Annotated in this window: 30 protein-coding genes; 17 read left to right on the plus strand and 13 right to left on the minus strand. The window is 26.6% G+C overall.

The window, feature by feature from the left end:
• The first annotated feature begins 121 nt into the window (after positions 1-121).
• Together ACN6I1_RS16290 and ACN6I1_RS16295 are read left to right on the plus strand one after the other, a co-directional pair.
• A complete protein-coding gene (locus ACN6I1_RS16290) occupies positions 122-391 on the plus strand; it encodes a CD3324 family protein (RefSeq protein ID WP_419743498.1) in 270 nt (89 codons plus the stop codon).
• A 141-nt stretch (positions 392-532) separates the two neighbouring features.
• A complete protein-coding gene (locus ACN6I1_RS16295; protein ID WP_419743499.1) occupies positions 533-1,270 on the plus strand; it encodes a class I SAM-dependent methyltransferase in 738 nt (245 codons plus the stop codon).
• 375 nt (positions 1,271-1,645) lie between these two features.
• On the opposite strand, the gene ACN6I1_RS16300 is transcribed toward ACN6I1_RS16295, so the two are convergent.
• A complete protein-coding gene (locus tag ACN6I1_RS16300) occupies positions 1,646-1,942 on the minus strand; it encodes a hypothetical protein (protein ID WP_419743500.1) in 297 nt (98 codons plus the stop codon).
• Positions 1,943-2,143: 201 nt separating this feature from the next.
• Here ACN6I1_RS16300 and ACN6I1_RS16305 point away from each other — a divergent pair, with 201 nt between their 5' ends.
• From ACN6I1_RS16305 to ACN6I1_RS16320, 4 genes are all read left to right on the plus strand, one after another.
• Entirely contained in the window at positions 2,144-3,769 is a 1,626-nt protein-coding gene (locus ACN6I1_RS16305; RefSeq protein ID WP_419743501.1) for an EAL domain-containing protein, read from the plus strand.
• Between the two features lie 132 nt (positions 3,770-3,901).
• Positions 3,902-4,102 (plus strand): cold-shock protein, encoded by a 201-nt coding sequence (locus ACN6I1_RS16310; RefSeq protein ID WP_021428710.1) that lies wholly within the window; start codon positions 3,902-3,904, stop codon positions 4,100-4,102.
• A 99-nt stretch (positions 4,103-4,201) separates the two neighbouring features.
• A complete protein-coding gene (locus ACN6I1_RS16315) occupies positions 4,202-4,336 on the plus strand; it encodes a hypothetical protein (protein ID WP_419743502.1) in 135 nt (44 codons plus the stop codon).
• A gap of 408 nt (positions 4,337-4,744) precedes the next feature.
• Complete coding sequence (locus ACN6I1_RS16320) at positions 4,745-5,467, plus strand: DUF5714 domain-containing protein (RefSeq protein ID WP_419743503.1); 723 nt, start codon at positions 4,745-4,747, stop codon at positions 5,465-5,467.
• A gap of 60 nt (positions 5,468-5,527) precedes the next feature.
• Here ACN6I1_RS16320 and arsM read toward each other — a convergent pair whose 3' ends face one another.
• The 6 genes from arsM to ACN6I1_RS16350 all read right to left on the minus strand — a co-directional run bounded on the left by arsM (position 5,528) and on the right by ACN6I1_RS16350 (position 9,927).
• Positions 5,528-6,286 (minus strand): arsenite methyltransferase, encoded by a 759-nt coding sequence (gene arsM / locus ACN6I1_RS16325; protein WP_419743504.1) that lies wholly within the window; start codon positions 6,284-6,286, stop codon positions 5,528-5,530.
• Between the two features lie 30 nt (positions 6,287-6,316).
• A complete protein-coding gene (gene arsB, locus ACN6I1_RS16330) occupies positions 6,317-7,369 on the minus strand; it encodes an ACR3 family arsenite efflux transporter (protein WP_419743505.1) in 1,053 nt (350 codons plus the stop codon).
• A 19-nt stretch (positions 7,370-7,388) separates the two neighbouring features.
• A complete protein-coding gene (locus tag ACN6I1_RS16335) occupies positions 7,389-8,132 on the minus strand; it encodes a metallophosphoesterase family protein (RefSeq protein WP_220797510.1) in 744 nt (247 codons plus the stop codon).
• Between the two features lie 23 nt (positions 8,133-8,155).
• On the minus strand, positions 8,156-8,536 hold the full coding sequence (locus tag ACN6I1_RS16340; RefSeq protein ID WP_419743506.1) for an ArsR/SmtB family transcription factor: 381 nt from the start codon (positions 8,534-8,536) through the stop codon (positions 8,156-8,158).
• A gap of 164 nt (positions 8,537-8,700) precedes the next feature.
• Positions 8,701-8,931: a thioredoxin family protein gene (locus tag ACN6I1_RS16345; RefSeq protein ID WP_419743507.1), complete on the minus strand. Its 231-nt coding sequence runs from the start codon at positions 8,929-8,931 to the stop codon at positions 8,701-8,703.
• 30 nt (positions 8,932-8,961) lie between these two features.
• Positions 8,962-9,927: a permease gene (locus tag ACN6I1_RS16350; RefSeq protein WP_419743526.1), complete on the minus strand. Its 966-nt coding sequence runs from the start codon at positions 9,925-9,927 to the stop codon at positions 8,962-8,964.
• 217 nt (positions 9,928-10,144) lie between these two features.
• Here ACN6I1_RS16350 and ACN6I1_RS16355 point away from each other — a divergent pair, with 217 nt between their 5' ends.
• From ACN6I1_RS16355 to ACN6I1_RS16370, 4 genes are all read left to right on the plus strand, one after another.
• On the plus strand, positions 10,145-10,300 hold the full coding sequence (locus ACN6I1_RS16355; RefSeq protein ID WP_419743508.1) for a hypothetical protein: 156 nt from the start codon (positions 10,145-10,147) through the stop codon (positions 10,298-10,300).
• A 379-nt stretch (positions 10,301-10,679) separates the two neighbouring features.
• On the plus strand, positions 10,680-11,354 hold the full coding sequence (locus ACN6I1_RS16360; protein WP_419743509.1) for a response regulator transcription factor: 675 nt from the start codon (positions 10,680-10,682) through the stop codon (positions 11,352-11,354).
• Complete coding sequence (locus ACN6I1_RS16365; protein WP_419743510.1) at positions 11,344-12,762, plus strand: sensor histidine kinase; 1,419 nt, start codon at positions 11,344-11,346, stop codon at positions 12,760-12,762. Before ACN6I1_RS16360 ends, ACN6I1_RS16365 begins: the two co-directional genes overlap by 11 nt.
• 258 nt (positions 12,763-13,020) lie before the next feature.
• Complete coding sequence (locus ACN6I1_RS16370; protein WP_419743511.1) at positions 13,021-14,145, plus strand: NlpC/P60 family protein; 1,125 nt, start codon at positions 13,021-13,023, stop codon at positions 14,143-14,145.
• A 295-nt stretch (positions 14,146-14,440) separates the two neighbouring features.
• Here ACN6I1_RS16370 and ACN6I1_RS16375 read toward each other — a convergent pair whose 3' ends face one another.
• The 3 genes from ACN6I1_RS16375 to ACN6I1_RS16385 all read right to left on the minus strand — a co-directional run bounded on the left by ACN6I1_RS16375 (position 14,441) and on the right by ACN6I1_RS16385 (position 16,018).
• Entirely contained in the window at positions 14,441-14,965 is a 525-nt protein-coding gene (locus tag ACN6I1_RS16375; RefSeq protein ID WP_419743512.1) for a GNAT family N-acetyltransferase, read from the minus strand.
• A 202-nt stretch (positions 14,966-15,167) separates the two neighbouring features.
• Positions 15,168-15,581 carry a hypothetical protein gene (locus ACN6I1_RS16380; protein WP_419743513.1) on the minus strand — a complete coding sequence of 138 codons (414 nt, stop codon included), beginning with the start codon at positions 15,579-15,581 and terminating at the stop codon, positions 15,168-15,170.
• Positions 15,578-16,018, minus strand: coding sequence for a LytTR family DNA-binding domain-containing protein (locus tag ACN6I1_RS16385; protein WP_419743514.1), 441 nt, complete (start codon positions 16,016-16,018; stop codon positions 15,578-15,580). The genes ACN6I1_RS16380 and ACN6I1_RS16385 overlap by 4 nt, the downstream gene beginning before the upstream one ends.
• 616 nt (positions 16,019-16,634) lie before the next feature.
• On the opposite strand from ACN6I1_RS16385, the gene ACN6I1_RS16390 reads away from it, so the two are divergent.
• Positions 16,635-17,171 carry a GNAT family N-acetyltransferase gene (locus ACN6I1_RS16390; RefSeq protein WP_419743515.1) on the plus strand — a complete coding sequence of 179 codons (537 nt, stop codon included), beginning with the start codon at positions 16,635-16,637 and terminating at the stop codon, positions 17,169-17,171.
• A gap of 92 nt (positions 17,172-17,263) precedes the next feature.
• Here ACN6I1_RS16390 and ACN6I1_RS16395 read toward each other — a convergent pair whose 3' ends face one another.
• Complete coding sequence (locus ACN6I1_RS16395) at positions 17,264-17,413, minus strand: hypothetical protein (protein ID WP_419743516.1); 150 nt, start codon at positions 17,411-17,413, stop codon at positions 17,264-17,266.
• Positions 17,414-17,431: 18 nt separating this feature from the next.
• Positions 17,432-17,752 (minus strand): DUF3784 domain-containing protein, encoded by a 321-nt coding sequence (locus ACN6I1_RS16400; protein ID WP_419743517.1) that lies wholly within the window; start codon positions 17,750-17,752, stop codon positions 17,432-17,434.
• 210 nt (positions 17,753-17,962) lie between these two features.
• On the opposite strand from ACN6I1_RS16400, the gene ACN6I1_RS16405 reads away from it, so the two are divergent.
• Positions 17,963-18,280 (plus strand): hypothetical protein, encoded by a 318-nt coding sequence (locus ACN6I1_RS16405; RefSeq protein ID WP_419743518.1) that lies wholly within the window; start codon positions 17,963-17,965, stop codon positions 18,278-18,280.
• A gap of 568 nt (positions 18,281-18,848) precedes the next feature.
• On the opposite strand, the gene ACN6I1_RS16410 is transcribed toward ACN6I1_RS16405, so the two are convergent.
• The gene (locus tag ACN6I1_RS16410) at positions 18,849-19,352 is read right to left on the minus strand and encodes a site-2 protease family protein (RefSeq protein WP_419743519.1); all 504 of its coding nucleotides are present in this window, start codon (positions 19,350-19,352) and stop codon (positions 18,849-18,851) included.
• Between the two features lie 287 nt (positions 19,353-19,639).
• Here ACN6I1_RS16410 and asrA point away from each other — a divergent pair, with 287 nt between their 5' ends.
• The 5 genes from asrA to ACN6I1_RS16435 all read left to right on the plus strand — a co-directional run bounded on the left by asrA (position 19,640) and on the right by ACN6I1_RS16435 (position 24,289).
• A complete protein-coding gene (gene asrA, locus ACN6I1_RS16415; protein ID WP_419743520.1) occupies positions 19,640-20,671 on the plus strand; it encodes an anaerobic sulfite reductase subunit AsrA in 1,032 nt (343 codons plus the stop codon).
• Positions 20,672-21,466 (plus strand): anaerobic sulfite reductase subunit AsrB, encoded by a 795-nt coding sequence (asrB, locus tag ACN6I1_RS16420; RefSeq protein WP_419743521.1) that lies wholly within the window; start codon positions 20,672-20,674, stop codon positions 21,464-21,466. It begins immediately after the preceding gene.
• Between the two features lie 12 nt (positions 21,467-21,478).
• On the plus strand, positions 21,479-22,528 hold the full coding sequence (gene asrC, locus ACN6I1_RS16425; RefSeq protein ID WP_419743522.1) for a sulfite reductase subunit C: 1,050 nt from the start codon (positions 21,479-21,481) through the stop codon (positions 22,526-22,528).
• Between the two features lie 248 nt (positions 22,529-22,776).
• Positions 22,777-24,027, plus strand: coding sequence for a Glu/Leu/Phe/Val family dehydrogenase (locus ACN6I1_RS16430; protein ID WP_419743523.1), 1,251 nt, complete (start codon positions 22,777-22,779; stop codon positions 24,025-24,027).
• A 22-nt stretch (positions 24,028-24,049) separates the two neighbouring features.
• On the plus strand, positions 24,050-24,289 hold the full coding sequence (locus ACN6I1_RS16435) for a hypothetical protein (RefSeq protein ID WP_419743402.1): 240 nt from the start codon (positions 24,050-24,052) through the stop codon (positions 24,287-24,289).
• The last annotated feature ends 77 nt before the right edge of the window (positions 24,290-24,366 follow it).

Here is a 24,366-nt window from a genome sequence, read left to right on the forward strand (position 1 = left end):
CATCAAGCTCCGAGCAAAGACTGTAATTCATACACGAATTGTTAGGGGCATTACTAAATATATAAAACTGTGTGCAGTCTTTGCTCATTTGCCCTAAGTAGAGTAAATAGGAGCATAGATTATGAAATATAAGAAAGCACAAAATGTACTTCCAGAAGATATATTGGAGTTAGTTCAAAAATATGTAGATGGAGAGTATTTATATATACCAAGAAAATCTAAGAATAAAAAATCTTGGGGAGAGTTAAGTGGAACTAAATTAGATCTAAGAAATAGAAATTTAGAAATAGCTACAAAGTATAACGAAGGATGTTCTATTAAGGAACTTGCTAAGGTATATTTCCTATCAGAAAGTAGTATAAGACGAATAATTAAGGACTATAATTATTAAAATTGGAGCACTTAGGTTTAAGTGCTCTATTTTTAATTAATCAAAAACAATTAAGAACTGTTTTTGAAATCCTAGGATTATAACAAATATGATAAGCTTTTATTATTAGATAAAAAATAAGAAACTTAAAGGGGTGATTTTGTGAAAGAAAATAAATATGATGATTTAAACTTTTTTAATAAATACAGTGAAATGCCAAGGTCTAAAGAGGGATTAAAGTCTGCAGGTGAATGGCCAATACTAAAAGAAATGTTACCAAAATTAAATGATAAAAATGTTCTTGATATTGGCTGTGGATTTGGTTGGCATTGTAGATATGCAAGTGAAAATGGAGCAAAGTATGTATTAGGTATTGATATTTCAGAAAATATGATAAATAGAGCTAAAAAAACTGGGCATCAAAACAATATTGAATATAAATGCATTGCTATGGAAGATTTAGATATTAAAGATAAATCATTTGATTTGGTAATTAGTTCATTGGCACTTCATTATGTAAAGGACTTTGATAGTATATGTAAGAAGGTTTATGATGTTTTGGAAAAAAACGGAGATTTTATATTTTCAGTAGAACATCCTATATTTACAAGTAATGAGAAACAAGACTTTGAGTACACTGATGATAATGAAATAAGCCATTGGCCAATTGATAACTATTTACATGAAAGTATTAGACATACGAATTTCTTAGGTGAAGATGTTATCAAATATCATAGGACAGTAGAAACTTATTTAAATACACTTATAAAAAGTGGATTTATTATAAATGAAATTTCGGAGTTATTAGCTTTAAATGATATGGTTGATGAAAAGCCTTATTTAATCAATGAGCTTAAGAGACCTATGTTCCTTTTAATCTCAGCTAGTAAATTTAGATAAAAAATGAGTTTTTTTAAATTTATGACGAAGTTAAAGTTAATGATTCTATAATATAATTTAACAAATTATATTATAGAATCATTAATCATTTGAATCAAATGTATTAATTTAAATATGGAGTTAAATATTTATTTACTGTATTAATTTGTTTCCAATTTCCATAATACTTCTACCTCTATCAAAATCTTGTCATATTTAAGCAAATTCGTCTATCAAAATACCTTTACATAGTACATTTTACAATGTCAAAATTATTTTACATGGCTAATTTTCAACGCTTTTTAAATTTACAATAATTAAATTATAACAGATAGCAAAAAAGACCTTAAAATCTAGTAATTTAGATTTAAAGTCCAATATCTTTGTAAAACAAACCTAATGGTACATATCAAGTTTAATATAGCAAGTTAAGTCATTTTCATCTTTATTATTTTTATATTTTATTGGAACATAACAATATTCACCTGGATAGTCTTCTAAATAAATACATTCAATTTCTAATGGAACAACTCTCATTTCAACTTCATTTTTCCAAAAATCAAAGGCTTCACTTTTTGATACCCACTGTGTATCCCATTGTTCAATAAAAAATATGACATTTTTATCTTTTAATAATTTTAAAATTTCGTCAGATCCGATATTACGTTCTTTTGTAAGACAATCAAGATTCACTTATGATTCCTCCTAAAACATTTATAGTATTTTAATTATAATTTAAATTTGTTTAAAGTGTAAGTAGTATATAAAAATGGTATAAAGTATAAGAGTAAGGTGTACACATGGGTTATAGTAATACTATAAACTTAGGTACTTTATTAAACTCAACAAAAATTATATAATAACTAAATTGTTATATATTAAGGGGAATTACATATGAAAAAATTAAAAAAATATTTAATTTATATAATCCAAATTACAGTTGTAATTAGTGTTTTCTTTTTTTTGGTCTCTAATATAAATATTAATGGGGATAAAAATACAAAAGAGGTGAAGGTAGGTCTTTATGACTATGGTTCTTATTATTGTTTTGATAAAGGATCAAAGCCTAATGGCTATTATAATGATTTATTAAAATTTATTTCTAGCAAATTAGGATATAAATATACATATGTGAATTGTGAAACACAAGAAGGTTTAGCTTACTTAAAAAATGGTAAAATTGATTTATTGTTTGGCTTAAGTAAAACTCCTGATAGAGAAAATGACTATGTATTTACAGATCATTACATAGCAGATGAAAACTATGCTATATATTGCGGTAAAAATAATCAGTATGATGATTTAGAAGAACTCAATGGAGCAAAATTTGGATATATAAAAAATGAGCAAAACAATAGATATGTTTCAAATATGTTAAGAAAAAAGAATATACAACCGGAAGTTATAAATGAAAATTCATACGAAGAAGCACAAGCTGATTTAAAGGAATCTAAAGTAGATTTTATAGTAGCACCTATAAATAGGGATTTAGAAAATCAGAAATTTAATAGAATTTTAGAGTTTTCTTGTGAACCAGTATATATAGCTGGATCTAAAGGTAATGAAGCGCTTATAAATCAAATTGATAAAGTTTTATCAGAAAGTAAATATGGAATTTTAATTTATAATAAGTATTATAATGAGTACTTTTCAAAAAATGTTTTAAAAAATAAGATCATTTTAGTATTAATTTTACTCATATCATTATTTATATATTATATTATCTTTAGGAAAACAAGAATAATACGTAAGAGAAAAGAAATCAATGAAAACTTAAAAAATGATAAGTATTTAATGTATTATCAGCCAATAATAAATCCTAAAACAAATACCATTGTAGGATTAGAGTCTCTTTTAAGAATGAAAAGTGAAGAAGGTATTTTAACACCTAATCATTTTTTACCAGATATAGAAAAAAGCAACATGGTATTTGATATATCTATATGGATAATAAAAAAAGTTATAGAAGATTATAATAAGATTAAAACATATGAGTTTTGCAAAAATAGTAAATTTTATATTTCAGTTAATATATCGTGTATAGAGATTGAAGATAAAAAATTTATGGAAAAACTTATAGAAATTAGTAAAAGTCCTAATTTTATTAAGGATTTAATATGTTTAGAAATTGTGGAGAAATTTAAGTCTAGTGATTTATCTAAAATACAAGAATCCATATTAATATTGAAAAAACACGGATTTACCATAGCTATTGATGATTTTGGGATAGAATATTCTAACTTAGATTTATTAAGTCAAATAGATGCTAATATAATAAAGTTAGATAGATATTTTATTAGTGATATAAAAACTACTTTGTTAAAAAGAAAAATCATTGAGTTTGTAAGTGAAATATGTAAAGTTTCAGAAAAATCAATTGTATGTGAAGGTGTAGAAAATGATGAGCAGTTAGAGATCATAAAGAACATAGATTATGAAAAAATATATATACAAGGATTTTTCTATTCTAAACCAATTGCTGTTGAAGAATTAGAGCATTTTACTATAAAACAGAGTTAATAATAAATTAACTTAATTATAATTAACAGAAAAGACTATCTATTATTAATTATATGTGTTATAATAATATTTGTAGAGATACAAAAGTAAATCAAGATTAGGTCTTGATATGGTTAATAGGAGTACATTTTAATGGAAAATGGAATAGTAAAATGGTTTAACAATGAAAAAGGATTTGGTTTCATAACAGTAGATGGAGGAGAAGACGTATTCGCTCATTTCTCAGCTATACAAACTGATGGGTTTAAATCATTAGAAGAAGGTCAAAAAGTAAGCTTTAATATAGTTAAAGGTGCTAGAGGTCTTCAAGCAGAAAACATAACTATATTATAATATATATATTCATGTTAATTAAAAAGACACAAAAAAGTGTCTTTTTTTTATAAAAAAAATTAGATTATATACTATGTAATCTATTAGGTGGTGAACTTAATGATTAATTTTACAAATGAATTAATTTTAAAAACATTAAATACATTTTTCTTAGTTGGAGTTTTATTTATCGCATATAAATTAATCTGTTATTTTGAAAAAAAGATAACTCTGATAATAGAAAAATATATATAAATTAATCTTTTCAATAGTATCATTTAGATATTGAGCATTGAAATTAACATATAACATAGGATTTGAGAATTCATATATAATATCTTCATACATTTCTAAATTAACAGTTCTATTATTATTATTTAAATTTATTAATTAATTTCAGTTCAAACAATAAACTTATAATCACTATTTACTAGCAATATGTTCAAATTTAAAGTCTTTATTACTTAAAATATTTATATATAAAATTTACAAATTAAATTTTATTAAAAATATTTTTATTTTCATTATTTAGAAAAACGTTATATTAAAAATATTTCTAATAAATTTTTTTCTAAAAAGTACTATTACTATAAATTTCTAAAATGTATAATTATAATTGGGAATACAAGGATATAGTTTCATACATTAAGGGGTGAATAAAAAATGAATAAGTTTAATTGTTTAATTTGTAATGAAGAAGTACTTTATGAAAATGAGAGTAAGGAAAGAGTATGTTATTTCTGTAAAAAAACTTACGAATCAGCTATAGTATGTAAAAATGGACACTATGTATGTGATGAATGTCATAGTAGTGATGCACTTACGGCTATAACTAACTACTGTTTAAATAGTGATAGTATAAATCCATTAGAAATGGCAGTAGATTTAATGAAGCATCCGGCAATTAAGATGCATGGCCCAGAGCATCATTATTTAGTTCCAGCAGTATTAAGCACTGCATTTTCAAACAAAACTAATGAAAAAGCAAAGTTAGAAAGTTTATTAAATGAGTGTCAAAAAAGAGCTAAGAATGTATTAGGGGGATTCTGTGGATTTTACGGAGCATGTGGAGCTGGAGTAGGTTGTGGAATTTATACTAGTTTAATACAAGAGTCAGGACCTATGAATAAAGAGGAATGGGGACTTTGTAATTTAATGACATCAAAGGCACTTGAAAATATAAGTAAGTATGGAGGCCCAAGATGTTGTAAAAGAGATTCTTTTACAGCTATAGAAACAGCCATAGATTTTACTAAAGAACATTTAAAAGTAGATTTAGATAAAACTTTAGATTTAAAGTGCAATTTCAATAGTTTAAATAAAGAATGCTTAAATTCAAAATGCAAATTTTATACTGACAATGAATTAGTCTTAGAGTTGAATTAGACTATTAACATATAAATAAAAAAGTATATCCCAAAGGATATACTTTTTTAGTGATTGTTTCTATTTAATAGCTGTAACTGAGGCAGACATAATATATTCACCTACGTTTAAGTTATGACCCCACTTCTCTTCATACTCTTTAGAAACAGGTTTGACATCTATTTTTATATTTTTAAATCCTGAATTTTCTAAGTAAACTTCTAACTCTTCAACTGAAGAGGCTCCTGTGACTCAGCCACAATATAGCTTTTCATCTTGTTTCATTTCTTGAGTTAAATCCTTCATAAGAACTATATCTGATATAGATAGCCTACCTCCCATTTTTAGAACACGATAAGCCTCATCATAGACTCTTTGCTTATTAGGAGATAGATTTATAACACAGTTTGATATTATAACATCAACTAAGTCATTTGCTACAGGTAGGTTTTCAATTTCACCTAGTCTAAAGTCTATATTTTTATAATTGTTACTTAATGAATTGTTTCTTGCTTGACTTAACATTTCTGGAGTCATATCTACTCCTATAACTAGTCCTTTATCTCCAACCTTTTTAGATGCTAAGAAACAATCGAATCCAGCTCCACTACCTAAGTCAAGTACAGTTTCGCCTTCTTGTATATCTGCAATTAAGTGAGGATTTCCACATCCTAAACCTAAGTTAGAATCCTTTGGAACTATATTCATATCTTCGTTAGAATAACCTATACTTTTAGATATATCTTTCCCACAACAACTTAGATTAGATTCATTTGTTACAATTTTTGAATAGCTATCTCTAACTATATTTTTTATATCTCCGTTAGTAATATCTTTCATTATATAAGCACCACCTTTTTATAAATTTTGTTAGTTATTAAACCAATGACTAGTTTTATTTGCGATACCAACAAGTGCAAGCATAACTGGAACTTCAACAAGTACGCCAACAACTGTAGCAAGCGCTGCTCCTGAGTTAAGTCCAAATAAAGCTATTGCAACTGCTACTGCAAGTTCAAAGAAGTTACTAGCACCTATCATACCTGCTGGAGCGGCTACATTATGAGGTAACTTCCAAGCTTTACACCAAAAATATGCTAGGAAGAATATAAAGAATGTTTGTATTGTAAGTGGTATTGCAATTAATAGTATGTGTGTTGGGTTATCTATAATCTTTTGTCCTTGGAAAGCAAATAATATTATTAATGTTAGTAATAATCCAACTACAGTTATCCCATTAAATTTAGGTAGAAACTCATTTTCAAAATAATCCAATCCTTTGTTTTTTATTATCATAGTTCTTGATAAGTAGCCTGCAACAAATGGAATTATAACAAATAATACAACTGATAATAACAGAGTATCCATTGGAACAACTACATTAGTTACCCCTAATAATAAAGCTACAATTGGTGCAAAACCTATTAGTAATATAAGGTCATTTACTGCAACTTGAACTAGTGTATATGCTGGATCTCCATCTGTTAAGTGACTCCAAACAAATACCATAGCTGTACATGGTGCTGCTCCAAGTAAGACTGCTCCTGCTAAATATTCTTTTGCTAAATCAGCTGGTATAAAGTTCTTAAATACTATAACTAAGAAGAAATATGATATCGCATACATTGTAAATGGTTTTATTAACCAGTTTGTTCCACAAGTAACAACTAAGCCTTTCTTTTGTTTTGCAGCATTTTTTATAGATGTAAAATCTATTTTAAGCATCATTGGGTAAATCATTAACCATATAAGTATAGCTACTGGTATAGAAACTTGAGCGTAAGTAAACTTATCTAAAGTTTGAGGTATTTGAGGTAAATAAACGCCTATTAAAACTCCAACTACTATACAAAGTCCTACCCAAACTGTTAGGTATTTTTCAAATACGCCAAGTCCACCGCTTTGTTCTTTTTTATTACTCATTATTTTCTCTCCTATATTTTTATTTTGAAACCCCTTTTCTTATAAGTCTTGCAAAGTCATTTGGAAGTATTTCATTTTCTTCTATTTCATTTGCCATTTTTTCAAAATCATACTTAACTTCTATGATTTCAACTTCAACACTTGATGGAGTTTTACTTATTTCATCTTCATTTTTTATATCTATAATTACATAGTTTGCATTAGGATTACCTGTTTTAGGCTTACCAACACTTCCAGCATTAATAAGTAGCTTTTCTCCATAATACTTGGCATATGGAATATGAGTGTGACCACAAACTAATATATTTTCCACCAACTCACTCATAACCTCATTTGCTTCTTTTGAGTTTTCCTTTAAATATTCATTTATAAGTCTTGTACTTCCATGAACAAATCTTATAGTTTTATTATCAAACGTAAAAATCAATTCTTTTGGCAAATTTCTTAGATACTCTTTGTTTTTATTGGTTGTAGTTTGACCTGTAAAATGCATTGAAAGACCTGCTTTTTCAGCATCTTTAGGATCTGGGTAATCACATCCACAAACTATTTTTAAGTTTCCTATAGCATCATCATAATTTCCCATTATAGTAAGTATCATATTTTTCTTTAAAGTTTTAATAACTTCATTTGGTCTTGTTCCATAACCTACTAAATCACCTGTGCATACTGTCATATCTACATCTTTAGTTTCAATGTCAGCTAAAACTGCATCTAGTGCATATATGTTGCTATGTATATCTGATATTACTGCTATCTTCATGTACATTACCTCCTGAATTTGATCTACTTAGTTATCTCTGAGATTACATTTTTAACCTGTGAAACAGTATCACAATTTAAATTAGCTTTTTTATATGCTTTTAAAATTTCATAATCATATTTTAGCTTTTTATCTTTATCTAATTCATTGTCTAAAATATTTTGAATAAAATTATATTGATTTAAAGTTTCACTATCTAATTTATAGTAAATAAACTTTGCTTCTTTATAATAAGTAACTAAATTAGCATTAGTAAGTTTACTTAAGTGTCTAGATGCATTAGACTGTGATATTTCAAGTATTGCTTCTATTTCACAAACACATAAAGGTCCATCTCTTAAAATGTTAAGTATTCTTAATCTAGTTTCATCGCTTAAAGCTTTTAACATTTGTATAAGTTCCATAATAACTCCTTTTCACATTAACATATTCACTTATAATCATATGATATGCTAAAAAAAATAATTTGTAAACTATAAAATCAAATTTTTTTGATTTTAATTTTGATAATATTTATCTTGAAAAATAAAAAGTGTATAAATTTTTATACACTTTTTGTTTATATTATTTATTTTAGTAAATCTTTTATATCTTCAACTGATGGAACTCTTCCACTGGTCTTAACTTTCCCATTAACAACTAGTGCAGGAGTTTTCATAACTCCAAAAGACATTATTTGAACAATATCAGTTACTTTTTCAAAACTTGCTTCAAGTCCTAATTCTTCAACTGCTTTTTCAGTTCTTTTTAATAAATCATTACAACTTGAACATCCTGATCCTAATATTTTAATGTCCATAATATACTACCTCCAATATTTAAATTAAATTTATACAAATATATACGAAAAATAGTTAAATCCATATCCTATAATAACTATACCTATAGATACTATTGTTACAAATATAGCTAGAAGTTTAGGTTTTACAACTCTAGATAGCATTATTATTGATGGTAAAGATAGAGCTGTTACACTCATCATAAATGCTAATATTGTTCCTATAGGAACCCCTTTTAAAAATAGTGCTTCTGCTATTGGAATAGTTCCAAATATATCTGCATACATTGGTATTCCAACTGCTGTCGCAAGTATTGGAGCAAATGGATTATCACTTCCTAATATTGCCTCTATAACACTTTGAGGTATCCAGTTATGAATAGCTGCCCCTATCCCTACTCCAACTAATATATATATCCAAACTTTCTTAATAATATTTTTTACCTCTTCGGTAGCATAACTAACTCTTTGCTCTCTTGTAAGAGTTTCTATTTCTCCATCTACATTAGGCATTTCTTTTACATATGACTGTATTTCGCCTTCTAGTTTCATGCTGTTTATAATGGTTCCTCCACCTATTGCAAGTATTAGACCTATAACAACATAAGCTATAGCTATTTTACTTCCAAAGAAAGACATAAGTATAAGTAATGAACCTATATCAACTAATGGTGATGAAATTAAGAAAGAAAAAGTAATTCCTAATGGCAACCCTGCACTAGTAAATCCTATAAATATAGGAATACTAGAACATGAACAGAATGGAGTTATTGTACCTAATAAAGCTCCTATTATATTTCCTATAAGTCCTTTAAATCTTGATAATATCTTTTTTGTTCTTTCTGGTGGAAAATAACTTTGTATATATGATATTAAAAATATCAATACTGATAACAGTATGAATATTTTTACAGTATCATATAAGAAAAATTGAACACTTCCTCCAATTCGAGTATTTACATCTAATCCTAATACTTTTTCAACAAATGAAGTAATTAAGTTAGATAACCACTCCATCTTTAAAACCTGGGTATTAATCCAATCAAACAACTTTCTCACCTCTATCAAATTTTAAGTTTTAAGAGATATTTAACATCCCTTATACTTACATTATATCAATAAAATTTGATATGACAATGAATAAATCAAAAAAATTTGATATATAGCTGAAATTATAAATTTTTTTATCTTATTATTATTCATAATTTATTCATATTTTTTGATTATGATTAAGATGAAAATAATAAGAAAAGGACGTGTTTATAAGAAAAAATCATTAATAGGAGAATTAGAGTTAAGATTGGTAATAGGTGCAGGGACAATTAGAGCAACAGCATTTGCAAATGAAAAAGGGATTGCTAGCCAAGCATTTAATAATACTGCAAACTAAGTAGTAACAAATACAGATCAAAGTACTTGGACTCAAGTAGATCCACAGTTTAAAGTATTAAATCAAGAAACAAACCAATTTGAAAAATTAGATGATAGTCAATATAGAAATTCAAACTCTAACTATAGAAATTGTTGTCAATATGGGTACTATGAAAATGTAAATATAAATTAATTTGTGGGAAAAAGCTAATTTTGAAATAGAGATTAGCTTTTTATCTGTACAAATTTTTAAAATACGAATATTTGAGATAATCAGGAGTAGATGATAAATATAAAATATATAACAGCAAGATTAATTACAATATACCATAAATTTAATATTTTTATGGTATATTGTAATTAATTTATATAGCAAGATAGAAAAGGGAGACTTACAAATGTTTAATATATTGATAGTAGATGATGAAAAGAAGATAACACAAGTTATTAAAGCGTATTTAGATAAAGAGGGCTACAATTGCATAGTAGCAAATAATGGAGAACAAGCTCTTAAATATTTAACTAACAACAACTTTGATTTAATAATTTTAGATAGAATGTTGCCAGATATAAACGGAGAGAGTATTTGTAAAAAAATAAGAGAAACCTCTATGGTTCATATAATAATGCTAACTGCAAAAACGGAAGATGAAGACCGTATAGAAGGGTTTAATACAGGATGCGATGATTACGTATGTAAGCCATTTAATGTTAAAGAGTTAGTTTTAAGGGTAAAAGCAGTTTTTAGAAAACTAGATATAGAAAAGAAGGATGTACTAAAATTCTCGGATGAGCTTGAAATAAATATATCATCTCATGATGTTAGAGTAAGAGGTGAAAAAGTTGTATTAACTAATACTGAATATAAGATACTTTTACTATTTGCTAAAAATCCAAATAGGATATTTAGTAGAGAACAATTACTAGAATTAGCGATAGATGAACACTATGAAAAAGTTGATAGAATTATAGATGCTCATATAAAAAATCTTAGACAAAAAATAGAATTAGACACAAAGAAGGCTAAAATTATTCAAACTGTATATGGAGTGGGTTATAAATTTGGATTATAAATTTAAAAAGCTAAAACTTAATAGAAAACTAATTCTATCTTTAGTATCGTTAATAATTGTAGTCGTAATAGTTATAGCAGTATCTATAAATAGTGTTTTTGAGAAAAAATTTGAAGAATATATAATTAAAAATAATGAAAATGAGATTTCTAACTTAATAAATTCAATAGAAGCAGAATATATGGATGGTAGATGGAACTTATATAGTATAGAAAAAATAGGAGAAAATGCTATAAACAAAGGAATATTTGTAGACCTATATGATACGGGTGGAAATCTAATTTGGGGAGCTACAACATATAGTCAAGATAGATGCAACAAAATTATGGGAAGTATAGAAAATAACATGAGTCATACAATGGCTAATTGGCATGGAAAGTATACAGAGCAAGTATTGAGTTTAAAAAATTCAAATGATGAAGTTATTGGATCTATAAAAATTGGAACGTATGGATCGCTTTATTATATGGATAATGATGTTGATTTTTTAAAAGAAATAAACCAAGTAATTACTTTTATAGGTATTTTAATGATATTGATAACAATATGTATAGCAATACTAATTGCTAATAATATATCTAAGCCAATAGAGGTTGTGTCAAATATGACAAACTTAATGGGAGATGGGGGTTATTATAATAAGATTGACTATCAAAGTAATATATATGAAATTGATAAGCTTATAATATCTATAAATAATTTAGCATCAAAATTAGAAGAGCAAGAAAATCTAAGGAAAAGACTAACCACAGATATATCTCATGAGCTTAGAACTCCACTGACAAATGTACAAACTCACTTGGAAGCGATGATAGACGGAATATGGGAACCAAATACAGAGAGGTTAAATAGTGTAAATGAAGAGGTAATAAGGCTTACGAACTTGGTTAATCAATTAAAAAACTTAGCAAAGTTTGATAGTGAAAAAAGCAAGCTTAATTTAACTGAAATTAATATAGAGAAACTTATAAAAAATATAGTTTACAACAATCAAGGCTGTGCATTAGAAAAAAATATAAATATAGTATTTAACTTAGAGGATATAAATGCATATTTGGATAAAGACAAAATATCTCAGGTTATAGTAAATTTACTTTCAAATGCAATAAGATATACAAATAATGGTGGAAATATATATATAAATGCATATAAAGAAAAAGAAAGCATTAAAATACATTTTAAAGATGAGGGAGTAGGTATTCCAAAAGAAAGTTTAAATTATATATTTGAAAGATTTTACAGGGTTGATGAATCTAGAAGTAAAGATACCGGAGGCATTGGAGTTGGACTTACTATTGTTAAATCAATAGTTTATTTACACAAAGGGAAAATTGAGGTTAAAAGTAAGAAGAATAAAGGTAGTGAATTTATAATTACGCTACCAATGTTAAATAATCACGATATTTAAAATATATTTAACACTAAATTCATAATTTGTTCATACTTTTAAATTATTATAAACACATTAGAGATTCTCCTCTTTAATAATAGATTTAATTTTTTGAAATAGGTAAATTCTTTATAAAGAATTTACCTATTTTTTTACTAAAAAAATATACTATGATTTATAAAAACTTTTGCAAATGTATTCATAATTTATTCATAATTATGTAGTATTCTTTAACAAGTTACAAAAAAGTTACAAACAAATGGAGGAAGAGTAATTATGTTAAAGAGAAAATTTTTAATACCTATGACTGCTATTATGATAGTATCATCAAGTATGAGCGCTTTTGCAAATGATGATAAAGAAAGTACAAAGAGTGAAGATGAGTATAAAAAGATAATATATAAAACTGCTAAAGTTAATGCTAAAAGAGGGCTTAATATAAGAAATACCCCTAAAGTAAAAGACGCAAATAAATTATATGCAGTTCCAAAAGGTACTGAATTTGAAATATTAGGGAAAGAAAATGATTGGTATAAAGTTGAACTTAAGAATGAAAAATCAGGATGGATAAATTCAAATTACGTAGATGTGAACAATAAATCATTATATATAAGTGCTGATAATGTAAATTTTAGAGAAGATAAAAATTTAGATTCTAAAGTATATAAAGTGTTAGATGAGAACACAAAGGTAGAATTTTTAGAAGATAATGGACAATGGATAAAGGTTAAATACGATGGTAAAGAAGGTTATATATACAATAAGTACATAACAGATGAAAAGCCAGTTATAAAAATAAAAGATGAAGTAGTAAAAGAAATTACAAGCTCAAGTGTAAATGGAAACACTACTCAACAAATTAGTAAACCACAAGAGAATGGCAATATTGAACAAAACAATGAAAATAATGAAACTGATGTAATTCAAAATCCATCAGTAGATAGTAATAAGCCTGAACAAAATATAAATCCTGGAGAAGAAAATAGTAAGCCTGAAGAATCACAAAATCCTCCAGTAAGCAACTCTAGTAAGCAATCAGCAATAGTTAACTTAGCCTATGCTCAGTTAGGGAAACCTTATGTATGGGGCGCTGAAGGGCCTAATTCATTTGACTGCTCAGGTCTTATGACTTATATATTTAAAAATGCTGGAAGTATTAATTTACCGAGAACATCTAGTCAACAATCTAACTTTGGAACTACTGTAAGTAAATCTGATTTACAGCCAGGAGATTTAATATTCTCAAGTACCGATGGAAGCGGCGGAGTGAGCCATGTTGGAGTATATGTTGGTAATGGAGAAATGATACATGCACCTAAACCAGGAGATGTTGTAAAAAAGAGCAACATAAATACTAGTTATTGGAACGGTGCTTATTTATGGGCAAAGAGAGTTATATAAAAACTAATTCTAATTATTTATAAAAAAGTAGCACCTATCTTATTACTATATAAGATAGGTGTTGCTTTTTATATATCTAAAAGTATATTTACCTCAAAATTAAAACTTATTCATACATAAATTTAAGAATATAAAGAATACTATAGATAAACCTTAAAATTTTGTTCTATATTGTAACCTCATTAAATTTTAAAAAATTATATAAATATTAAAAAATAGTTAAGGTGTATTTGTAACTAAATACACCTTAGCTATTTTTATTCTGCATTATTCAAATAAAATTTTTTATTATACATTACTTAGATAAATGCTCTGATTTTACTAAATCTAGCGTAATTAAATTATCATCAATACTAATTTCTTTAAAACCAGCACTTTTATGTCCATTTATAGCACTTTTTCTATCTAAAGGAATTACATTTCTTAAAACTTTTACATTAAAGTCATTGAATGCTGTTTCTGCAAGTTTTAATAACCCTTTTGAACAATAGCCGTTGGATCTATGCTTGTTTTCGATAACTATACCTATACGGTGCAAATCATTTTGTGCATCATAGTAAAAGCATACATCACCTACAAACTCACCAGTTTTAATATTTACGATATATGCATAGTATCTATCTACTCTTTTAGACACCCATTTAGAATACCATTCGTTCCAATATTTTCTAGAAAAATCAATGCAACCTGTTTCGTTATTATAGTTTTCAATTTCAAGGTTATAACCTTTATTGTAAGACATAGTATCTTCCTGAGATAAAATTAGCTGTCTGTACTTAAGTTCTTCAAATGATGGAACATGTAAAATCAACTCGTTCATAGTATAACTCCCCTTTTTTTACTAGATTCATTACTTTCTAAAACTCTTTTTTTTCAGTTTTCTTGTTAAGATAACCAATTAGTATAACCATCCCAATGTTTATAATTACAATTGTAGCTATAATTAAAACAAAATTAATCATAACTTTGAACTTAATATATTTAAAGCCGTATTGAACTACTTACTAAAAGTTAGAGTTTAATTATTTTTTTAATAAACTATTTAGTTCCTCAGAGGTTTTATTGTTATCCCACTTTGAGTAAAAATAAAAACAGATAACATGACCTATTACTGTAAGTATAAACACAGCTAATATCCATGGTTTTATAAAGATAAACATATCTGGTGAAAATAGCCAGACAGCTATAATTCCTCCAAATGTATTTATAACAGATGATATAGCTATTTTATTAATAGCTTTAAGAGATGAGAAATTCCATAAAGCAGGATACATTACTCCAAATATAATTGCAGAAATAGCACCTATATAAACTAAGTTCCAAGTATGTTTAACGGATAATGATACATCTCCTAAAAATATAGAAACTAATAATAGAACCCATATAAATGTTAATGAAAATATTTGAAAAAAAGATGATTTAAACTGTTTAATCATAATAGTCTCTCCTTTATTATTTTTACATAATGTCTATTTACAAAATGAAATGAGCCATCACTAAGGATTACTTCCAATCTTGCATTTGGGGCAGACGAAAACTCTTTAACTTCATTTAGATTAATAATTGTTTGATTGTTGATTTTTACAAAACTTTTATAATTTAGATATTCTATTTCTTTTAGACGTTTATTTATCAAATAAAGTTCTTTAGATTTCATTTCTACACAACACATATTGCCTTCTGATTGGAATTTTAATATATCATTTAAATTTACTTTGATATTGCTATCATTTTTAGTATTTATAACTGTTATTTTTGAAATTTGTCTTATATAGTTTTCTAAATCATGTCCGAGGTTTACATTTTCAGGACAAACTTTAATTTCTACTTCATCTCTGCCTAAAATCTTATCTATCAAAATATTAATTTTCATTGTTAACTCCTTTCTTGATTTAAATATACTATCAAAAAGTTTAATTATCTACAGATTTGTGTTTTGTTGCAGTTTTTGATAACAGAGTTACATATAATAAAAATATTTATATAAAAAAATGATCTTAAAATTCAAAGTTAAATTAATTTTAAGACCATTTTTTATACATGTATTATATACTCTAAGAGTTTTTGTATTTTTTATTGAAAAGCTTTTTTACAATTAAGTATATTGAAAAATATGAAAAAGCCCATAGTAATAAATCGAATAATAAATTTATATTTATACCATCAAAAATATTATAATTAAAGCCAGTTAATTTACAAAAAATATGTGTAGTAAAGAATGTTAAATTGAAGGTTATTAGACCTATATAACCAGAATCCTTCATAAAAAGTCCCCCTTATAAATACGTAGTGATAAGCTTATTTTAAACCATTAATACATTTTAAATAATGAAATTGGATTGAAATAAATGAATATAGGAGTAAAATAGCGAAGTTATAGATTAAGCTAAATAGAAATTAAATAGTATGAGTAGAATTTTTAATTATTTATAGAAATAGTGGGTATTAAAGCATTCTGTTAAAATTAAAAAAGGTTGGGGTGAGGGTATATGTATAGTTTGTTTAATGAATTTAAAGAAATAGAGTCTGATAAGTACCTTTTGAGAAAGATAACATATTCAGATTCAAGAGATATTTTGGAAATGTACTCAGATGAGGATGTTATGAAGTTTAACTCAGGTCAAAAAATAAGCTATATAGAAGATATTATAAAGCTTATTGATGTTATAGATAAGGGATTTGAAAAAAAGTGGTTTATAAGATGGGGAGTAATTGAAAAAAGTACTAATGAATATTTAGGAGATCTCGCTCTACACCATTTTGATGAAAATGAAAATAAAGTCCAAATTGGATATATGTTAAAAAAAGCTTACTGGAATAAAGGAATCATGAGTGAAGCCGCTCCATTATTAATTAACCATGTAAATGAAAGTACACCAGTTCAAACAATCGAAGCCCACATATATCCTCAAAATACAGCATCTATAAAACTAGCAGAAAAATTAGGATTTAAATTTAAAGAACTATCAAGTGAGAATAAGGACAAAAACAAAGTTAGAGTTATTTATTCGATGAAATTAAGATAAGATACTTTAAGGTATATATAATAAAATAGTGTATATAACATCATTCATATTAATATTTATTAGTATGAATGATGTTATATAATTAAAAAATATTATTGATTTTTAGATTTAAAGCAATCTATAACTTCTATAGGTAATAAAAGAATACAATTTATAAGAAATTTTATTGCACTGCGGACTTCTTTACCAAAATCTTTTCTACGTTTAAAGCTTTTATTTATTAAATTAAAAATACTATCCAATTTTGACCCCTTTAACATTTAAATTTTATATTTATCAAATATCTTATTACTAAAACTCACATTCTTAGAAAAGTAAATTAACCAAACTAAAAAAGCTATCCAAAAACACCAATTAGATATAAATAAACAGCCAATTCCTCCTATAAAAAATACTAGACCATATTTAAAAAATGCATTTCTAAAATCTTTACTTAACTTTACCTCATCATAATTTTTTCTTTTATATTTAGAAATTAAATTATATCCACTAATTAAAATACACGCTTTATCTTTAAATACAAAAAATATAAATGATATTATGAAAAATATTCCTGACATAGATAAAGAACTGTAAAACACCCTAACTCCTCCCCCCACTTTTACATTAGAAAATTTCAATATTTAATTACCCTTTTAAAATAGTATATACAATGATTATAGCAATTTTAAATAAGAAATATATTAAGAAATCTTAATATTGTTTTTATACAAATGTGGATATCTTAACAACAAATTTATATGGATTTTAATAAAATATTATTAAATAAAACACAAAGGGGGGATATCAATATGTTATCCAAAGAAACTAGGCTAGACTCATTTAAATTAAATATACTAAATGCGATAAATAGTCTGCAAAATAATGATTTTAACAAAGCAAAAGAATATATACTTTCTGCTATTATGGAAAATTTTAATGCTGCTGAACCACATAATTTATTTGGAATTTATTATGAATTACAAGGTAACTTGGGATTAGCTAGAAAACATTATAGGGCATCTATATGCTTAAATCAAACACTAGAGTGTGCAAATAGAAACCTAGAAAGAGTTTGTATGCTTAAGTATGTATGTAGTCAAGAGTATATAGATTATGGAGAGGTATAAATAACATAAAAAATAATCCAGCACAAATGAGAGTAAAAGTACTGGATTAAATATAATGTATAACTAAGTCACATATAAATAAACCTTAGTTATACATATTAATCTATTCATTTTCACTGTTATTGATTCCTAAATTCAATTGTATTTATGGGGTAATGGAGACAATACTGATAAATAAGTTTTTTAAAGGATCTAAATCTAGTTTTACACTATGATAAAGCTAGATTTAAAAAAGAGTATATATATTTAAATTCATAAACTAATTTAAATATATATACTCTTTTTTAGATAATTAGACTATAAATTTAGAATTTAAACAAATATATATTATACTATCTATCTTTTTGATAAAGAGTATATACATTATAAACACTTAACAAAATAGCAAAAACTAATAAGATTATTTGTTTTGCACTCATTTTACCACCTCAATAAAATATATAATTATATATTTTATTTTAAATCTAGGTACAAGTAAAGGAAACAAAATGTTACACAAATTTAAAATTAACGACAAAAATATCGTATTTTCCTGTTTTTGCAATTAGATTAATTGAAACTAAATGATCTAATGTAGTATTTTCAAATGTTGTAAGATTTTATACCCATCACTTGAAAACCCGACATAGGGTCTGTAAGTGTATTTAATTGGAAAAATTGTAAATAAAAATTGGCTAAAACTAAAAATAAATATTCCATTATAAATTTTCATTAGAAAGTACGATAGATGATAATTATCTAAAATTATAAAAAATCGAAAAGCAATTAATAAAGATATAAGGGGTCCAGCGGAATTCATTAAAATTGATTTTAAATTATTATACATTGGATTCCAATTTACACAACCATACGATATATCCATTAAGGATGAATAACCATTAAAATAAATAGTTAACCTACCAAATCTAAATTTCTTATTTAAACTAGCTGTTCCTATATAAATACTTACAATATCATCGGTAAGTATTAATGCGGAAATTGCATGACCTAACTCATGAAATAAAACTAAAATTGGCATTGATAAAATATATATGATTGGATAAATTAAAAAATCTAAGAAACTTAAACTCATATTTCCACCCCTTAGATAATTATATTATCAACCATTCAAATACTATTCCGTAAAATACACATTGATAAAAATCTAACTAACTATTAAGAAATTTAATTATATGTATTGAGAATTGCAATTTTTAATATGCAGAATTTGATGATAGTATATTTATAAACAGAAAGCGCTTTCGAACTTTTAAAATTTTAAATCGAATTATAAAACTATTTACCAGTATAGACGAGAAGTATCCAAAAATTTATGAGACTTTCAATCATAAGTTATTTTAATACTTGGAGGAAATTAACATGAGCTACAAATTAAAATTACAAGAAGTTAATGATTTATTTAATGAATTAAAAAAAGAGTACATAATTTATGCTCCAAAGAGATTTGAGAAGCAAGGAAGATACTCAGATACAGATATAATTAAGTATGATGAAATAAATTCTGTTGAAGAAATTGTATTTAAAGAAAAATCAACTTATCCTGCAAAGGAAGTTATTACTCCTATATCACAAACTCTATATTATTTTATAGAAAACGAATTTAGAGAAAGTACTATGAAAAGTCAAAAGAAAATATTAATTTTTGCAAGACCTTGTGATATAAATGCTCAAAAAAGACAAGACAATATATACCTTAAAAATGGAAACTTTGAAGATATATTCTATAAAAGAGTAAGAGATAAAGTTAAGTTTATATGCATGGAGTGTACTGAAGGATGGGATACTTGTTTCTGTGTATCAATGAATAGCAATACAGTAGATGACTATAGTTTAGCAGTAAGATTTAATGATGATAATCTACTGTTTAATGTTAAAGACGATTCCCTTAGTAAATATTTTGAAGACAAGAAAAAAGATGAATTTGAACTTCAATTTATTAAAGAAAATAAAACAAAAGTAGAAATTCCAGAAATAGATAATATAGAAATTTTAAATAAATTAAAAACTCATAAAATGTGGGAAGAGTACAATAAAAGATGTATTCAATGCGGAAGTTGCACCATAGCTTGTAGTACATGTACATGCTTTACAACAACAGATATAGTTCATGATGCAGAAAGCAACATTGGAGAAAGAAAAAGAATTCAAGCATCTTGTCATGTAGATGGATTTGACGAAATGGCAGGAGGTCATGTATTTAGAAAAACAGCTGGAGATAAGATGAGATATAAAGTAATGCATAAAATACACGATTACAAAGCTGAATTTGGAAATGAACATATGTGTGTAGGATGTGGTAGATGTACAGATCGATGTCCAGAGAATATATCTATTACAGCTACTATAAACAAGGTTTCAAAAGCTGTTAAAGAACTAAAGGAGGAGAAGTAAATGGGAGAAAATATTTTAACACCTAAGTCATGTGAAATAATAGACCTATTTAAAGAAACTGATAAAGAATGGACATTTAGAATAGCAAGTGATGTTGTTCCTGAACATGGTCAGTTTTTACAATTATCTCTTCCAAAAGTTGGAGAAGCACCTATATCAGTAAGTGGATTTGATAATGGATATTTAGAATTTACGATAAGAGCAGTAGGAAAAGTAACGGATGAAATATTTAAATTAAGCCCTGGAGATAAAATAGCTCTTAGAGGTGCATATGGTAAAGGATGGCCAGTAGATCAATTTAAAGGAAAAAATTTAATTATAGTAGCTGGAGGGACAGGAGTCGCACCAGTAAGAAGTTTAATAAATAAATTATATAATGAACCTGAATTTGCTAAAAGTGTAAACCTTGTATTTGGATTTAAAAATTCAGAAGGTATACTTTTTAAGAATGATTTAGAAAGATGGAGTGAAAGGTTTAATACCATATATACTTTAGATAATGATACAAAGTGTGGATGGGAAAAAGGTCTTGTAACTACTCATCTAAACAAATTACCTTTAGAAAAATTCGAAGATAATTATGAGGTTATAATAGTTGGACCACCGATAATGATGCATTTTACAGCTTTAGAGTTTTTAAAACTGGGAGTTCCTGAAGAAAAAATATGGGTTTCTTTTGAAAGAAAAATGTCTTGTGCAGTAGGAAAATGTGGGCATTGTAGGATAAATGAAACTTATGTATGTCTTGAAGGCCCGGTATTTAACTATACAAAGGCTAAAACATTATTAGATTAGGAGGGATTAACTATGAATCATGATATAGATATAAAAAAAGTCAGATTAAATTGTTTTCGTCAATCAAAAGTTCCAGGTGAATTTATGCTTCAAATGCGTGTTCCAGGTGGAACTGTAAATGCTAAATACCTAAATGATATTCAAGAGATTGCTCAAAGATGGGGAAATGGAACATTCCACATGGGGATGAGACAAACATTTAATATTCCAGGAATAAAGTATAAAAATATTGATGAAGTTAATGAATTTATAAAAGACTATCTAAAAGAAGTTGGAGTTGATGAGTGCAACTGCGATATGGAAATTACGGAAAATGGATATCCTACAATAGGAGCTAGAAATGTAATGGCTTGTATAGGAAATACTCATTGTATAAAAGGAAATGTTAACACAAAAGATATGGCCAATAAAATAGAAAAATTAGTATTCCCTTCTCACTATCATATAAAAGTATCTGTAGCAGGATGTCCAAATGATTGTGCTAAAGGACATTTTCAAGATTTTGGAGTTATAGGTCAAGCTAGAATGGAATATCACCCTGAAAGATGTATAGGGTGTGGAGCTTGTGTTAAAGCTTGTGAGCATCATGCTACAAGGGTTTTAAGCTTAAATAACAAAGGGTTAATAGATAAAGATATATGCTGTTGTGTTGGGTGTGGAGAATGTGTGCTAGCATGTCCTGCAAGTGCATGGACAAGAAAGCCAGAGAAGTTTTATAGAATAGTTATAGGGGGAAGATCAGGCAAACAAACTCCTAGAATGGGTAAAACTTTTATAAATTTTGCAACTGAGGAAGTTGTTTTAGGTATCTTTGGAAACTGGCAAAAGTTCTCTGCATGGGCTCTAGATTATAAACCAGAGTATTTACATGGTGGACATTTAATCGATAGAGCTGGATACCATAAGTTTAAAGAGATAATTTTAGATGGTGTAGAGTTAAATCCGGAGGCTTTAGTGGCTGAAAATATATTCTGGGCGGAAACTGAATATAGATCAAACTTTAATGTTAAGCTGATTAGTAAACATAATGTAGTTGAATCTGGTAGAGAAATTAGAAAATAAATTTTAGAAAAAGGCATACATATTATGTATGTCTTTTTTGTATGTGAAAAATGATTAGAAGCATAGAATTACATCAAATAAAAACTTACGAAGAAACTATATAATATAGAGACATCAAGAGGTTTAGATATATTCTAACTATAAAAAAATCTAATTGTATTCATTTATAATTGCAATTATCCAACTATGGAATTAGATGATAATATATAAATAGAAAACGTTTTCTAATATTTCGAGGGGGTCTTATTATGGAAACTAAAAATTTTGGATTATTAGAAATTGCAAGAACACAAATTAAAAACGCATGCGATAAGTTAGAATTAGATTCATCTGTTTATGAAGTTTTAAAAAGTCCTATGAGGGTTTTAGAGGTATCATTTGCAGTAACAATGGATGATGGAAGTATAAAATTATTTACAGGTTACAGAGCTCAACATAATAATGCTTGTGGTCCTTTCAAAGGAGGGTTACGATTCCATCCTGCAGTATGCTTAGATGAGGTAAAAGCTTTATCTACTTGGATGACATTTAAATGTAGTGTAGTAGGATTACCTTATGGAGGGGGAAAAGGTGGAATTAATATCGACCCTAGAGATTATTCAAAGTCAGAGCTAGAAAGAATATCAAGAGGGTTTGCTAAATCTATAGCACCTATAGTTGGTGAATATGAAGATATTCCTGCTCCAGATCTTAACACAAATGGAGAAATTATGGTATGGATGTTAGATGAACATACAAAATCAACAGGTAAATTTTCACCAGGTGCGTATACAGGTAAGCCAGTAGAGTTTTATGGATCATTAGCAAGAACAGAGGCTACAGGATTTGGAGTAGCTAATATGGCTATTGAAGCCGCTAAGAAAAAGCATATGGACTTAAATAGTTCTACTGTAGGAATACAAGGATTTGGTAATGTAGGTAGCTATACTGCAAAATATATGTATGAAGTTGGAGCGAAAATTATAGCTGTAGAAGATCATACAGGATGTATATACAATAAAGATGGTATTGATGTAAAAGAACTTATTAAATATAATAGGGAAAACAGATGTATTAAAGGATTCCCAGGAGCTGTACAAGTGTCTCAAAGTGTAATAACAATGGACATAGATATACTTTTCCCTTGTGCTTTAGAAAAGCAAATTACACAAGAAAATGCAAATGAAGTGAAAGCTAAAATTATATGTGAAGGAGGAAACGGACCAACTACTCCTGAAGCAGATAAAATTTTATATGAAAAAGATGTTGTAGTTATACCAGATATACTTGCAAATAGTGGTGGGGTTACAGTTTCTTACTTTGAATGGGTACAAAATTTAGAAAGAGTAATTTGGAGTTTTGACAAAGTTCAATTAAAACAAAAAGAAACAATGATAACAGCATTTGAAGAGATATGGGATACAATGAAACAATATTCAGTTGACATGAGAACTGCTACTTACATGAAGTCTATAAAAAGAATTCAAGAAGTTATGAATCTAAGGGGAATATTAAAATAATTCTATCTAAGGGGCTGTATATATGAGTGAATTAAATATTTGGATGGATTTTATAAACACAGAATGTGATATTGAGTTTATGCATAAAGATGATATATACGTTGTAAAAGATATAAATAATCAAAAGCATATATTAAAAAATGAGTACTTTTTACCAGATGTTTATACTAGTGAACAAATTCTAGAAAAACTAAATATAGATAATAGGTGCCTTAAAAATCTTATAGAGGAAAATCATGTAAAAATACTTTCTATATTTTAAAATAGAAAAGGCCTTAGAATCTTAATAAGCTAGATTCTAAGGCCTTTTATTTATTTTTAGCAATTAGCTATAAACTT

Source organism: Paraclostridium dentum (genome assembly GCF_048568265.1).
Taxonomy (GTDB): domain Bacteria; phylum Bacillota; class Clostridia; order Peptostreptococcales; family Peptostreptococcaceae; genus Paraclostridium; species Paraclostridium dentum.

Bases quoted from the DNA above. Each gene is read 5' to 3' on its own strand.
- ACN6I1_RS16335 (WP_220797510.1), bottom strand. From the start codon at position 8,132: ATGAAGATAGCAGTAATATCAGATATACATAGCAACATATATGCACTA.
- arsB (WP_419743505.1), bottom strand. From the start codon at position 7,369: ATGAGTAATAAAAAAGAACAAAGCGGTGGACTTGGCGTATTTGAAAAA.
- asrA (WP_419743520.1), top strand. From the start codon at position 19,640: ATGAGCTACAAATTAAAATTACAAGAAGTTAATGATTTATTTAATGAA.
- ACN6I1_RS16390 (WP_419743515.1), top strand. From the start codon at position 16,635: ATGTATAGTTTGTTTAATGAATTTAAAGAAATAGAGTCTGATAAGTAC.
- ACN6I1_RS16435 (WP_419743402.1), top strand. From the start codon at position 24,050: ATGAGTGAATTAAATATTTGGATGGATTTTATAAACACAGAATGTGAT.
- ACN6I1_RS16405 (WP_419743518.1), top strand. From the start codon at position 17,963: ATGTTATCCAAAGAAACTAGGCTAGACTCATTTAAATTAAATATACTA.
- ACN6I1_RS16360 (WP_419743509.1), top strand. From the start codon at position 10,680: ATGTTTAATATATTGATAGTAGATGATGAAAAGAAGATAACACAAGTT.
- ACN6I1_RS16340 (WP_419743506.1), bottom strand. From the start codon at position 8,536: ATGGAACTTATACAAATGTTAAAAGCTTTAAGCGATGAAACTAGATTA.
- ACN6I1_RS16305 (WP_419743501.1), top strand. From the start codon at position 2,144: ATGAAAAAATTAAAAAAATATTTAATTTATATAATCCAAATTACAGTT.
- ACN6I1_RS16430 (WP_419743523.1), top strand. From the start codon at position 22,777: ATGGAAACTAAAAATTTTGGATTATTAGAAATTGCAAGAACACAAATT.
- ACN6I1_RS16410 (WP_419743519.1), bottom strand. From the start codon at position 19,352: ATGAGTTTAAGTTTCTTAGATTTTTTAATTTATCCAATCATATATATT.
- ACN6I1_RS16350 (WP_419743526.1), bottom strand. From the start codon at position 9,927: ATGGAGTGGTTATCTAACTTAATTACTTCATTTGTTGAAAAAGTATTA.
- ACN6I1_RS16315 (WP_419743502.1), top strand. From the start codon at position 4,202: ATGATTAATTTTACAAATGAATTAATTTTAAAAACATTAAATACATTT.
- asrC (WP_419743522.1), top strand. From the start codon at position 21,479: ATGAATCATGATATAGATATAAAAAAAGTCAGATTAAATTGTTTTCGT.
- ACN6I1_RS16385 (WP_419743514.1), bottom strand. From the start codon at position 16,018: ATGAAAATTAATATTTTGATAGATAAGATTTTAGGCAGAGATGAAGTA.
- asrB (WP_419743521.1), top strand. From the start codon at position 20,672: ATGGGAGAAAATATTTTAACACCTAAGTCATGTGAAATAATAGACCTA.
- ACN6I1_RS16310 (WP_021428710.1), top strand. From the start codon at position 3,902: ATGGAAAATGGAATAGTAAAATGGTTTAACAATGAAAAAGGATTTGGT.
- ACN6I1_RS16345 (WP_419743507.1), bottom strand. From the start codon at position 8,931: ATGGACATTAAAATATTAGGATCAGGATGTTCAAGTTGTAATGATTTA.
- ACN6I1_RS16320 (WP_419743503.1), top strand. From the start codon at position 4,745: ATGAATAAGTTTAATTGTTTAATTTGTAATGAAGAAGTACTTTATGAA.
- ACN6I1_RS16370 (WP_419743511.1), top strand. From the start codon at position 13,021: ATGTTAAAGAGAAAATTTTTAATACCTATGACTGCTATTATGATAGTA.
- ACN6I1_RS16375 (WP_419743512.1), bottom strand. From the start codon at position 14,965: ATGAACGAGTTGATTTTACATGTTCCATCATTTGAAGAACTTAAGTAC.
- ACN6I1_RS16380 (WP_419743513.1), bottom strand. From the start codon at position 15,581: ATGATTAAACAGTTTAAATCATCTTTTTTTCAAATATTTTCATTAACA.
- ACN6I1_RS16290 (WP_419743498.1), top strand. From the start codon at position 122: ATGAAATATAAGAAAGCACAAAATGTACTTCCAGAAGATATATTGGAG.
- ACN6I1_RS16355 (WP_419743508.1), top strand. From the start codon at position 10,145: ATGAAAATAATAAGAAAAGGACGTGTTTATAAGAAAAAATCATTAATA.